We start from the raw sequence: 11536 nt of genomic DNA, 5'->3' as shown, positions 1-11536 counted from the left end.
AACGCAATGCCGAAGATCAACGTGTACCTGCCGGACGAGCTGGCCGAGCAGGTCAAGGAGACGGGCGTGCCGGTGTCGGCCGTGTGCCAGCGTGCGCTGGAGCAGGCCGTGCGGCGGATCGGGTCGATCCGGGCGATCAGGCTGGACGACCCGGCGTCGCAGGACGCGGCGGCGCGCCAGTCGAGGTTCACCGACCGGGTGCGCACCGTGCTGCGGCTGGCCACCGACCGGGCCCGCGCGGACGGTTCGGCGACTGTCGGCACGGAACACCTGCTGGCCGGCGTCCTGGAGGAAGGCGCCAACCTGGCGTTGCGGGTGCTGCGGGCGATGGAGGTCGACCCCGACCGCGTCACCCTGCCCGAGCGGACCGCGGGCGACGTCGCACCCACGGCGTTCAGCCCGGCGGCGGCCGTCGCGTTGGAGCTGAGCGTCACCGAGGCGATCACGCTGGGCCACAACTACGTCGGCTGCGAGCACCTGCTGATCGGCCTGGCCGCCGAACCCGACGGCACGGCCGGCACCGTGCTGCGGGACCTGGGCGTCGACGCCCGTTCCGCCCGTCAGGCCGTGGTGGCGGCGTTGAGCGGCTTCGCGCACTTCCAAGCCGCCTCCGCGCCGGCCGACCCGACCGCCACGATCGCGGCGGTGGTCCGCAAGGAACTCCAGCCGATCGTCGAGCGGGTCGAACGCCTGGAACGTCAGGCGTGAGACGGCCGCCTGGATAGCCGACCTGGGAACGGGTAGCTTCCCGTCGTCCGTGCACCAGCCCCGGGGAGCCCATGCGATTCCTGTTCCGCCCACCCGTCACCGAGGCCGGTGGGCTGCTCACACTGCCTTGGGCCCAACCGCTGGAGGAGTGGGACGATCGGCTGTTGCTGACCGTCCCCCAGCGGGGCATCTCGCGGCACGTCGTGCGGTTCGTCGCCAGCGAAGGCCAGGTGTACGCGCTCAAGGAGATCGCCGAATCGCTCGCCCGGCACGAGTACGCCGTGCTCGGCGAGATGGAGAACGAGGGCATGCCCTCGGTATCGGTGCTCGGGCTGTGCGTCGACCGCCCGGACGACCAGCAGGCCATCCTGGTCACCCGCTACCTCGAATACTCCATGTCCTACCGCTACCTGTTCTCCAGCCCGCGCGGCGAGCACTCGGCGGATCGTCTCGTGGACACGCTGGTGGGGCTCCTGGTGAGGCTCCACCTGTCGGGCACGTTCTGGGGCGACTGCTCGCTGTCGAACACGCTGTTCCGCCTCGACGCGGGCAACCTGGCCGCGTACCTGGTCGACGCCGAGACCGTCGAACGCCACCCGATCCTGTCCACGGGCCAGCGCACCTACGACGTGGACCTGGCGCGGGAGCGCATCGGCGGCGAACTCATGGACCTCGAAGCCGGCGGCCTGCTGCCGGCCGACATCGACCCGGTCGAGGTGGCCGACAGCGTGCCCCGGCGTTACGCCGCCCTGTGGGACGAGGTGACCCGCGAGGAGTTCTTCCGGCTGGACGAACAGCGCTACCGCGTCGCCGAACGCCTGCGCAGGCTCAACGACCTGGGCTTCGACGTCGGCGAGGTCGAACTGGTCACCTCGGAGAGCGGCGCCCGGCTGCGGGTGGACATCCGGGTCGCCGAGATCGGCCAGAGCCGCCGTGAGCTGTTCAAGCTCACCGGCCTGGAAGTGCAGGAGGGCCAGGCCCGCCGCCTGCTCAACGACCTCCGCTCGTTCCGCGCGTACCTCGAACAGCGCGACGGCGCACCGGTCCCGGAGACCACCGCCGGTCACCTGTGGCGCAACGAGGTCTACGACCCCGTGGTCGCGGCCGTCCCGCCCGACCTGCTCGGCGTGCTGGCGCCGGCGGAACTGTTCCACGAGGTCCTGGTGCACCGCTGGTTCCTGTCCGAGCACGCGGGCCGCGACGTCGGCACGACCGCCGCCCTGCGGTCCTACCTCGCCACCGTGCTGCCGGATCGGGACGCCGAGGCGGAGGTCTCCGAGATCGACTGACGCGGGAGGTGACGTCCTCAACGGATTGCGGCTAGGCATCGCGGTGGCCGTCCGCCTACATTGCCCGCATGATCTTCGGGATCGCGGCCATCGTCCCCGCCCTGTTCTTCACGATCGGCGTGATCCGCGACCGCCGGCGGATCGGCAACGCGGTGTGGCTCGGCGTGACGCTGGTGTTCCTCTTGCTGGGGCTGCTCTTCCGCGCCTCGATGAGCGAGGGCGCGCTCGCGGTCGTGGTCGAGTACGCGTTCGTGGCCGTGCTGCTCGGGTTGGGGTTCGTGCTGCCGATCGCGTTGATCGCCAACGGCGTGCTGATGCTGCGCCGGGAAGGCTTCCGGCCGGCGAACCTGCTCTCGCTGCTCGCCGGCCTCGCGATCTTCGGTGTCGTCTTCGCGTTCGGGTTCGCCACCGCGCACACCGGCCCGGTGGTCGACGCCGCGATCGGGTCCCTGCTGATCGTCGCGGCCTACGTCGCGTTCCTGTTCGTCAGCCTCCTGCTCTACTCGATCGTCTACGGCAGCATCGGCCGTCGCACGGGTTTCGACGCGGTGGTCGTGCTCGGCGCGGGCCTGATCGGCGACCGCGTCCCGCCGCTGCTGGCCGGCCGGCTGGACCGGGGCCTGCACCTGTACCGCCGCGAGGTCGGCGCCGGCCGTGCGCCGTTGATGGTCGTCTCGGGCGGGCAGGGACCGGACGAGAAGGTCTCCGAAGCGGCGGCCATGCGCGACTACCTGCTCCGCCGCGAGGTGCCCGACGAGGTGATCGTGCTGGAGGACCGGGCCACCACCACCGAGGAGAACCTGCGCTACAGCGCGAACCTGCTCGCCGAACGCGGCTGGACCGGCCGGGCGGTGGCGGTGACCAACAACTTCCACGTGTTCCGCGCCGCCGTCCTGGCCCGCAGGCTCCGGTTGCGCATGCAGATCATCGGCGCGCCGACGGCGTGGTACTTCCTGCCCAGCGCGTTCCTGCGCGAGTTCGCCGCGCTGCTCACGCACAACCCGATCGCGCACACCGTCACCTGCGGTCTGCTGGTGGCGGTGCACCTGGTGCTGAACCTGGCGTGACGGGCTACACCCGCACGGTGAGCGAGGCGGTGTAGCCGGCGTTCACGTCGCCCGTGACGTCGGCCATCTGCTCGTCGTGCCCGTCGCTGAACACCATGTCGCTGGACAGTGGCGTCCGTGCCATGTTGCGCACGCTCTGCACGTACCCGGTGGTGCCGTAGACGGTCTTGCAGATCTGCTCGGGCAGTGCGAGCTGGGACGTGGTGATCATCGTGCCGGCCTTGGTCGCCTCGGCCAGGCTCGGGTAGACCTCGAAGTGGATGTGCGGCCAACGCCCCTGGTACGCGCCGGGGAAGATGCTGGTGAACGCGAGTTTGCCGGACGAGTCGGCCTCCTGCACGCCGCGCAGGTAGTTCTCGCTCGTCACACCGGACGAGTACAGCGAGTACTTGCCGTCGATATCGCAGTGCCACAGGTACACCGCCGCGCCCGCGTACGGCGCACAGCCCGACCCGGTGTTCTGCACGGTCAGTTCGATGCGCAGCGGCACGCCCTCGGCGGTGCGGGAACCGGTGCCGAAGCTGGTGCGGATGTCGCCGCGCACGATGCCGGACTGGGTGAGCACGTTCGGGCCGTTGGACCCGTCACCGGGGTACGGCCCGGCCGTCTCCTGCGGGATCACGTCACCGCACTCGGCCGCCGCGGCGGTGCTCGCGGCAGTGGTGGCGGTGCTGGTGGTCGTGGATGTGGTGGTGGATGTCGACTGACCGCCTCCGGTGCCACACGCGGTCAGCGAGGCGATGCCCACGCCGCCGAACAGCGTGAGGGCCCGCCTGCGGGTGAGCGTGGCCAGGTCGAAGGCGAGTCCGCGGTCGTGGATGGGCGTCATGGGGGCAACCTTGACTGCCGTTCCTGTGCGTTGCCTGTGGAGTTCCTATGCGGTCCTTAGCAGGTGATTCAGCCGTGACTGTAGTACAGCACTCACTGTATTGTTCTGGCCATGCTGAAGTGTGAGACGCGCGAGGACGCGCTGGCCCGGCTGGGCAAGGCGCTGGCCGATCCGACCCGTTGCCGCATCCTCGTGGGTCTGCTGGACGGGATCAGCTATCCCGCCCAGCTCGCCGACCACCTGGGGCTGACCCGCTCCAACGTGTCCAACCACCTGTCCTGCCTGCGGGGGTGCGGCCTGGTGGTCGCCGCCTACGAGGGTCGCCAGGTCCGCTACGCCCTGGCCGACGCCCACCTGGCGCGGGCGTTGAGCGAGTTGGTCGAGGTCGTGCTCGCCGTCGACACCGCCGAGCCGTGCCTCGACGACGAGCAGCCGGCGGTTGCCGTGACCGGAGCGGAGGCGAGCAGGTGAGCACCGATCAGGGTCGGATCGACCTGTCACTGACGCCGTCGCCCGCCGTCTCGGCATCGGCCGGGGACGGGTGCGCGGACGGCTGCTGCGCGCCTGCCGACACCCCGAAGCTGGAGCCGCGGCGGCAGGCGGTGCTCACGCGCCGGGTCCGGCTGTTGGTCGCCGCGACGATCACCTACAACGTGATCGAGGCGATCGTGGCGATCACGGCAGGGACGATCGCGTCGTCGACGGCGTTGATCGGGTTCGGCTTGGACTCGGTGATCGAGGTCGCCTCGGCCGCCGCGGTGGCCTGGCAGTTCTCCGGCAAGGACCCGGAGGCGCGCGAGCAGGCGGCGTTGAAGGTCATCGCGGTGTCGTTCTTCGCGCTGGCCGCCTACGTCACCGTCGAGTCGGTGCGCTCGCTGCTGGGCGCCGAGGCCGCCGACCACTCCACGGTCGGCATCGTGTTGGCGGCGGTGTCGCTGCTGGTCATGCCGTTCCTCTCGGTCGCGCAGCGCCGTGCCGGTCGGGAGCTGGGTTCGGCCAGTGCCGTGGCCGACTCCAAGCAGACGTTGCTGTGCACCTACCTGTCCGGCGTGCTGCTGGTCGGCCTGCTGCTCAACTCCCTGTTCGGCTGGTCCTGGGCCGACCCGATCGTCGCCCTGGTCATCGCCGGCGTCGCGGTCAAGGAAGGCCGCGAAGCCTGGCGCGGCGAACACTGCTGCTGAGTCCGACGGTGAGGCCCTCAGTTACGTGTGTCTGTCCCTGGTGGCCGGCCGCATGCCTGAGCGTTGAACTCAGGGGTCCTGAACGTTCGACTCTCGGGACCTGAGCGTTCGACTCTCGCGTTCTGAGTGTTCAACTCGCGTGTTCTGAACGTTGGACACGCGCAGGTCCTCGACATCGGTGACCGGGTGGTCTGCCCGAGCAGCACGCCGGACAGCACCAGCACGAGTCCCAGCACCTGCTGGCCGGTGAGCGGTTCGCCGGCCAGCAGCAGGCCCAGCATGACCCCGGTGACCGGGTTGAGCAGGCCGATCAGCCCCACCGTTCCGGCCGGCAGGTGACGCAGGCCGGTGAACCACGCGGCGAACGCGATCGCGGTGGCCACCACCGACACGAACGCGAAACCGAGCAGGCTGCTGCCGGTGAGCGGTGGCGGAGCGCCCTCGACCACGAGTGCCGGCACCACGAGGACCGCTCCACCCGCGATGAGCTGCCACGACGTCACGGACAGCACGTCCGTGCCCGCGCCCCACCGCTTGGTGAGGATGTGGCCGAACGCCGACATGGCCATCGCCGCGACGGACACCACGACCCCGACCGGGTCCACGGAATCCACGCCCGAAGCGAGCATGAGCACCACGCCGAGGATGCCGGTGACCGCGCCCACCACCGCCCGACCGCGCGGGCGTTCACCGAGCATCGGCCACGCCAACGCGATCATCGCGACCGGTGACGTGGCCATGATCGTCGAGGCCAGGCTGGTCGGCAGCAGCTGCGCGGCGAGGTAGACGAGGGCGAAGAACGCGCCCATGTTCAGCGTGCCGAGCACCAGCGACCGCCACCACCACCGGCCACGCGGACGTTTGCGCCGCAGCAGGAGCAGCAGCACCCCGGCCGGCAGGGCGCGCAGCACCGAGCCCCACAGCGGGTGGTCGGCGGGCAGGAAGTGGTGGGTGACGTAGTAGGTCGAACCCCAGGCGATCGGCGCGATCGCGGTGACCAGCACCCACCGGATATTTTCCACGGAAGACATTGTAGCTTCCGTGGAAGCTACACTCTGTGCCATGGACCTCGACCGCGTGGCCCGGATCCAGGCCGAGTGGGCCAGGGAACGGCCGGACCTCGACGTCACGCCCCAGGGCGTCATCGGCAGGCTGCACCGCCTCGCGGCCGTGCTGACCGAGCAGTTGGCCGTCGTCTACCGGCGGCACGGCCTGGGGGAGGGCGAGTTCGACGTGCTGGCCGCACTGCGCCGCGCGGGGGAGCCGTACGAGCGTGCGCCGGGCGAGTTGGCGCAGCACACGATGGTCACCACGGGTGCGATCAGCAAGCGCATCGACCGGTTGGAGCGCGACGGCCTGGTGACCCGCCGACCCGGCCAGGACGACGGCAGGCGGCGCGTGGTCGCGCTGACCGACGCGGGCAAACGCGTCATCGACCAGGCGTTCACCGAGCACATGGCCAACGAGCGCCAACTGCTCGACGCGCTCGACGCCGACGACGCCCAACGGCTGGAGCGCATCCTCACCACGTGGCTGGCCCGGTTCGAGCCGCCGCACTGACGCTGCCGGGACGCGTAACCCCTGGTCGGGTCGCCGAACCGAAAAATCGGCACGAACCACTCACACGCGGACGAACTTCGCATTTCGTCGTTTGCCGTCACGGACGCCGGGTAGTCGGGACGACAACCGAAGTGAGTTCCGTGAAGCGACGGGAGTCGACATGTCCAGACCGGGTACAGCAACGACGCGCACACCGGTCCAACTGGCCGCCACGGCCGTGGGCGCGGTGTTCCTGGTGGTCGGTATAGCCGGGTTCATCCCCGGGCTGACCACGGACTACGACATGCTGGAATTCGCGGGCCACGAGTCCCGGGCGATGCTCTTGGGCGTGTTCGCCGTTTCCATGCTGCACAACATCGTGCACCTGGCGTTCGGTGTGGTCGGTCTGGCTCTGGCCAGGACGGCGCGGGGCGCGTACTTCTTCCTCATCGGCGGCGGCGTGGTCTACCTGGTGTTGTGGTTGTACGGCCTCGTCATCGACCATGAGAGCGGGGCGAACTTCGTGCCGGTCAACACCGCCGACAACTGGCTGCACCTGGTGCTCGGCCTCGGCATGCTCGCGCTCGGCTTCGCGCTGGGCCGCTCGATCCGACCCGGCGACGTGCCACGAACCCGATGACGGGACGACGGCGGCGACGGGACCTGCGTCCGGCCGCCGCCGTCGGCGACAACGGGGGGTGGAGGCGGTGGATCCGGACCCGGACCTCGACTTCGACGACGCGCCCACCCGCGGCCTCCAGCGGTACGTCAAGGCGGTCGCGGTGGAGTTGGGCTTGGCGGGCGAGTGCACGTACGCCGACCCCGGCCCGCCCGCGACCGCCTACCTCGCCGTGGACGGCAACCTGCCCTCCTTCCCCGACCGCGACCTCGCGTTGCAGTGGGACGAGGAGTACGGCTGGGCCGCCGCCGTGGAAACCCGCTCGGGCGAACCGCCGATCGTCATCAGCTACCTGGGTGGCGACGTCCTGTCCACGCCCGCGGCCGTGGCCGCGTTCCTAGCCGCATTGCTGCACGACGCGCACCCCGGCGACCCCCGCCCGATCCGGCTGCGCGCGTACGGCGCCGCCGACGACTTCGTGGACCGCCTCAGCACCTACCCGCCGTGACCGCGCCCGGCGGCCACCCGCCCTGCGTCGACGCCTGGACGGGCTGGGATACCGGCCCGTCTGCCGGTTGGCCTCGAACCGTTTCGGTGGCGATCCGTCGTGACCGCTCGCGGTGCCTGCCCGTCTCGGTGACGGTTCGTCGTGGCCGCTCGCGGTGGCTACGCGTCTTGGGCTGACGCCTCCATGGTCTCCGGTTGACCGGTTGCCTGCCGGTAGACCCGGATCGTTTCGGCGGCGATGCGGACCGTGCTGTAGCGCGCTTCCACCCGATCGGTGCCGGCGATGCCGTACGCGTCGCGGCGGGCGTCGTCGGCCAACAGCGGGCGCAGTACGCGGGCGAGTGTCCGAGGGTCGTTGGGCGGGACGAGCAGGCCGGTGACGCCGTCCACGACCGTGTCGGTCGATGCGCCGACAGTCGCCGCGACCACCGGCACGCCGCACGCCATGGCCTCCAGCGGCACGACGCCCGACTCGTCCGGAGCGGCGCACACGACCACGTCGGCGGACCTCAACAGCGCGGGCATCGCCACCCTTGGCACCCGGCCGACCAGGCGCACTCGGTCGCCGACCTCCTGGGCGCGGGCGTGCTCGCGCAACCTGCGCACGTCGCCGGGCCGGTCGCCGACGACCACCAGCTCGGTGTCCCACACCGATCGCAACGCGGTGATCACGTCCTCGGCGCCGGCCGCGGGCGTGACCAGCCGGTGCGGCAGCGGGCGGTTGAGTCGCGGGCCGTCCGGCTTGAACCGCTGGACGTCCACGCCCGCGGGCACGACGGCGATCCGCGTCCGCGGCACGCCCAGCCGCACCAGCTGCGCCTTCTCGTCCGTGCAGCCGGCCACCACCCGGCTCGCCTCACGCCCGATCAGCCGCTCGGTGGACAACCGCGTCTCCGGCACGTCCTCGCCGCCGGCCTGCTCCACCACACCCAACGAGTGGAAGGTCTGCACCACCGGCACGTCGAGACCGTTGGCGGCCAACACCGACGCCACCCCGGACGTCCAGTAGTGCGCGTGCACCACGTCCGGTGGTTCGGCCCGCCACTGCCCGCGCAGGAACCGGGTGAACTCGTCCAGGTGAGGTAGGAGCTCGTTCGGGCGAACCGGAGTCGGTGGCCCGGCCGGCACGTGGACCACGTCGTAACCGTGCCGGGTGCGCACCACGTCGGGAATCCGCACGGAGTCGCGCCGGGTGTGCACGACGACGTCGTGTCCGGATGCGACCAAAGCCGCCGCCAAGTCGGCCACGTGTACGTCCTGGCCGCCCTCCTCGGCCTCGCTGAGGACGGGCAATGGGCTCGCGTGCGCCGAAACGGCCGCGATCTTCATGGGTTCCTCCAGCCACGGATGCGGATGATGTCGCCGCGTCACGCCTGACCAGGCTGTCGTCTCAACCCAATTTCGCACCGTACAAGCAATCCCGGCCCCCTGCCACTTCGAGCGCCCGGTGGTTGATCGGGCGACTGCCGGGTATGGCACTGGACGACCACACTCGACACCGAGGAGGGACCATGGCCACCGGCGAGACCGGGTTCGACGACGTCAGCTACGACCTCATCTCCGTGCAGTACCACGCGCTCAAGGCGGGCCACGACTACGGGCAGTACGTCCGCGACGCCGAGAACGCCGGCCGCACCGAGATCGCCGACTTCTTCCGCCAGGTGATGAAGGAGGACTCCGCGCGCGCCAAGCAGTGCCACGAGTTCCTCAAGGAGCTGGCCACCAGCGGCGACGCCGGCCCGGCCGTGACCTGAGCCCGAGCAGTGCGGGTAGTCGTGCTGGCCGACACCCACGCGCCTCGGCGGTGGAAGTCGTGTCCCCCGGAAGTGGCGAAGCACCTGCGCCACGCGGACGTCATCCTGCACGCCGGTGACGTCTGCGTGGCGCCGGTGCTCGACGAACTGGCGCAGTACGCGCCGGTGACCGCGGTGTGCGGTAACAACGACGGCCCGGACGTGGCCGAGTGGGGCGCGCCGGAGACCGTCGAACTGGACCTCGCGGGCCTGCGCGTGGCGATGATCCACGACAGCGGCCAGGCCACCGGCCGCACCGCGCGGATGCGCCGCCGTTTCCCCGAGGCCGATCTGGTGGTGTTCGGCCACTCCCACATCCCGATGGACGTCACCGGCGACGGCGTGCGCGTGTTCAACCCCGGCTCGCCCACCGACCGCCGCCGCCAGCCCCGCGGCACCGTCGGCCTGCTCGACATCGAGGACGGCGACCTGGTCACGGCCCGGATCGTGCCGGTGACGTAGGCGTGCGAGGGGTCAGGCGGGGGAGCGAGTCGAGCTGCCGACCCCACTCCGGGTACTTCGCGACCTTGGCCAAGTGCAGCGCGAGGACCTTCGCGGAGACGTCCGGGTCGCCGTCGTCGGAGAACCGCACGGCGGCGAACCTGCTCAGGCGGGGGGAGGATCGTGTCGTCACCCCTCAGGTGGACCGGGTCGCGCATGTACCGCTCCAGCGCTCGGCGACCACCGGCTCAGGCCGTCCCGGGTGCCTCCTGCGGGTTGGAGGTGCGGACGACAGTTGGTCAGCTTGACCAGGGGGGAGCACCTCGGCGACGGTTGCCTCGATGAAAATCGACTACGAAGAACTAGGCCCCGGTGACCGGCTCGTGGCGATCGCGAGTGCACCGTGAACCGGGTGGGGTTGGGGACCATCGCCCGGGAGTGGGGGCGGATCGGCTGCATCGGGTTCGGTGGGCCGCCCGCGCACATCGCGCTGTTGCGGGACCTGTGCGTCACCCGCCGTGGCTGGTTGACCGACCGGGAGTTCGAGGACGGCATCGCGGTGACGAACCTGCTGCCGGGGCCGGCCTCGACGCAGCTCGCGATCCTGTGCGCGTGGCGGCTGCGCGGCACGGCTGGTGCCCTGGTCGGCGGCGTGTGCTTCATCGTGCCCGGGCTGTTGCTGATCCTTGCGCTGGCGGTGCTGTTCCTGGCCGACAACGCCCCGGCGTGGGTGACCGGGGCGGCGGCCGGAGCGGGGGCGGCTGTGCCGGCGGTGGCGGTGCACGCGGCGTGGGGGTTGGTTCCCGGCAGCCGCAAGCGCATCGGCACGGAGTGGGCGGCTCGGGTGCGCTGGGTGCTGTACCTGGTGGTCGGTGGGGTCGCGGCGGCGGTGACGGGGCCGTGGCTGGTGTTCGTGCTCATCGCGGCCGGTCTGGTGGAGATCGCGGTGCGGACGCCGTCCGGCCGCCGTGCGGCGTGGCCCGTCGTGCTCGCGCTGCCCGCCGCCGGGGGAGGCCTCGGCGCGCTGGCGTGGGTGGCGGCCAAGGTCGGCGCGCTGTCCTACGGCGGCGGGTTCGTCATCATCCCGCTGATGCGGCAGGACGCCGTGCACACGTACGGGTGGATGTCCGACGCCCAGTTCCTCAACGCGGTCGCGCTCGGCCAGATCACGCCGGGACCGGTGGTGCAGACCGTCGCGGTGGTCGGCTACGCCGCCGCCGGGCTGGGTGGCGGGCTGCTGGCCGCGTTCGTCGCGTTCGCGCCCTCGTTCGTGTTCGTCATCGCGGGCGGCCCGAGGCTGGAACGACTGCGGGACAACGACAAGGCGCAGGCGTTCCTCACCGGCGCGGGCGCGGCGGCCATCGGCGCGATCGCCGGCTCCACCGTGCCGCTGGCCTGGTCGCTGCACGAGCCGTGGCAGTTCGTCCTGCTCGGCGTCGCCGCGCTGTGGCTGCTGGTCCTGCGCCGGGGCGTGGTGACCGCACTGGTGGCGTGCGGTGTCATCGGGGCACTGATCGGCCTGTTCTGACGCCGGAACGGCCCACGGGCTTCGCCACGCCCGTG

The 11536-nt window shown here is 71.2% G+C and carries 15 protein-coding genes; 11 read left to right on the top strand and 4 right to left on the bottom strand.

Translation table 11 applies throughout. The features are described from left to right. Nucleotides 1-6: 6 nt before the first annotated feature. The 3 genes from ALI22I_RS31250 (at nucleotide 7) to ALI22I_RS31240 (ending at nucleotide 3064) form a co-directional block, all read left to right on the top strand. The gene (locus tag ALI22I_RS31250; protein ID WP_077009097.1) at nucleotides 7-708 is read left to right on the top strand and encodes a Clp protease N-terminal domain-containing protein; all 702 of its coding nucleotides are present in this window, start codon (nucleotides 7-9) and stop codon (nucleotides 706-708) included. Between the two features lie 71 nt (nucleotides 709-779). Then, entirely contained in the window at nucleotides 780-1997 is a 1218-nt protein-coding gene (locus tag ALI22I_RS31245) for a DUF4032 domain-containing protein (protein ID WP_077009096.1), read from the top strand. Between the two features lie 68 nt (nucleotides 1998-2065). Beyond that, entirely contained in the window at nucleotides 2066-3064 is a 999-nt protein-coding gene (locus ALI22I_RS31240) for a YdcF family protein (RefSeq protein WP_077009095.1), read from the top strand. 4 nt (nucleotides 3065-3068) lie between these two features. Here ALI22I_RS31240 and ALI22I_RS31235 read toward each other — a convergent pair whose 3' ends face one another. Beyond that, nucleotides 3069-3893 carry a dioxygenase family protein gene (locus ALI22I_RS31235; protein ID WP_077009094.1) on the bottom strand — a complete coding sequence of 275 codons (825 nt, stop codon included), beginning with the start codon at nucleotides 3891-3893 and terminating at the stop codon, nucleotides 3069-3071. 111 nt (nucleotides 3894-4004) lie between these two features. Between ALI22I_RS31235 and cmtR the strand changes: the two genes are divergently transcribed. Together cmtR and ALI22I_RS31225 are read left to right on the top strand one after the other, a co-directional pair. Then, nucleotides 4005-4364, top strand: a complete 360-nt coding sequence (cmtR, locus tag ALI22I_RS31230; RefSeq protein WP_077009093.1) for a Cd(II)/Pb(II)-sensing metalloregulatory transcriptional regulator CmtR — start codon at nucleotides 4005-4007, stop codon at nucleotides 4362-4364. 29 nt (nucleotides 4365-4393) lie between these two features. Then, nucleotides 4394-5074: a cation transporter gene (locus ALI22I_RS31225; protein ID WP_077009341.1), complete on the top strand. Its 681-nt coding sequence runs from the start codon at nucleotides 4394-4396 to the stop codon at nucleotides 5072-5074. A gap of 17 nt (nucleotides 5075-5091) precedes the next feature. Here ALI22I_RS31225 and ALI22I_RS31220 read toward each other — a convergent pair whose 3' ends face one another. Further along, nucleotides 5092-6105, bottom strand: coding sequence for a DMT family transporter (locus tag ALI22I_RS31220; protein WP_083752152.1), 1014 nt, complete (start codon nucleotides 6103-6105; stop codon nucleotides 5092-5094). A 31-nt stretch (nucleotides 6106-6136) separates the two neighbouring features. Between ALI22I_RS31220 and ALI22I_RS31215 the strand changes: the two genes are divergently transcribed. The 3 genes from ALI22I_RS31215 (at nucleotide 6137) to ALI22I_RS31205 (ending at nucleotide 7740) form a co-directional block, all read left to right on the top strand. Continuing rightward, the gene (locus ALI22I_RS31215; RefSeq protein WP_077009092.1) at nucleotides 6137-6634 is read left to right on the top strand and encodes a MarR family winged helix-turn-helix transcriptional regulator; all 498 of its coding nucleotides are present in this window, start codon (nucleotides 6137-6139) and stop codon (nucleotides 6632-6634) included. Nucleotides 6635-6794: 160 nt separating this feature from the next. Further along, on the top strand, nucleotides 6795-7253 hold the full coding sequence (locus tag ALI22I_RS31210; protein ID WP_077009091.1) for a DUF4383 domain-containing protein: 459 nt from the start codon (nucleotides 6795-6797) through the stop codon (nucleotides 7251-7253). A 67-nt stretch (nucleotides 7254-7320) separates the two neighbouring features. Next, nucleotides 7321-7740, top strand: a complete 420-nt coding sequence (locus ALI22I_RS31205; RefSeq protein WP_077009090.1) for a DUF6292 family protein — start codon at nucleotides 7321-7323, stop codon at nucleotides 7738-7740. 158 nt (nucleotides 7741-7898) lie between these two features. Here ALI22I_RS31205 and ALI22I_RS31200 read toward each other — a convergent pair whose 3' ends face one another. Then, on the bottom strand, nucleotides 7899-9068 hold the full coding sequence (locus tag ALI22I_RS31200; protein ID WP_077009089.1) for a glycosyltransferase: 1170 nt from the start codon (nucleotides 9066-9068) through the stop codon (nucleotides 7899-7901). A gap of 182 nt (nucleotides 9069-9250) precedes the next feature. Here ALI22I_RS31200 and ALI22I_RS31195 point away from each other — a divergent pair, with 182 nt between their 5' ends. Together ALI22I_RS31195 and ALI22I_RS31190 are read left to right on the top strand one after the other, a co-directional pair. After that, nucleotides 9251-9493: an acyl carrier protein gene (locus tag ALI22I_RS31195; RefSeq protein WP_077009088.1), complete on the top strand. Its 243-nt coding sequence runs from the start codon at nucleotides 9251-9253 to the stop codon at nucleotides 9491-9493. A gap of 9 nt (nucleotides 9494-9502) precedes the next feature. After that, the gene (locus ALI22I_RS31190; protein ID WP_077009087.1) at nucleotides 9503-9994 is read left to right on the top strand and encodes a metallophosphoesterase family protein; all 492 of its coding nucleotides are present in this window, start codon (nucleotides 9503-9505) and stop codon (nucleotides 9992-9994) included. On the opposite strand, the gene ALI22I_RS49765 is transcribed toward ALI22I_RS31190, so the two are convergent. Then, nucleotides 9966-10166, bottom strand: a complete 201-nt coding sequence (locus tag ALI22I_RS49765; RefSeq protein ID WP_143532522.1) for a hypothetical protein — start codon at nucleotides 10164-10166, stop codon at nucleotides 9966-9968. The two genes, ALI22I_RS31190 and ALI22I_RS49765, sit on opposite strands and share 29 nt — an antisense overlap. Before the next feature lie 219 nt (nucleotides 10167-10385). Here ALI22I_RS49765 and chrA point away from each other — a divergent pair, with 219 nt between their 5' ends. Further along, complete coding sequence (gene chrA, locus ALI22I_RS31185; protein ID WP_238598671.1) at nucleotides 10386-11501, top strand: chromate efflux transporter; 1116 nt, start codon at nucleotides 10386-10388, stop codon at nucleotides 11499-11501. Nucleotides 11502-11536: the final 35 nt, after the last annotated feature.

Origin of the sequence: Saccharothrix sp. ALI-22-I, from assembly GCF_001984175.1 — a bacterium.
GTDB lineage: Bacteria > Actinomycetota > Actinomycetes > Mycobacteriales > Pseudonocardiaceae > Actinosynnema.
Note: the sequence above shows the minus strand (reverse complement) of the source record. Positions and strands in the feature narration are given on the sequence as shown.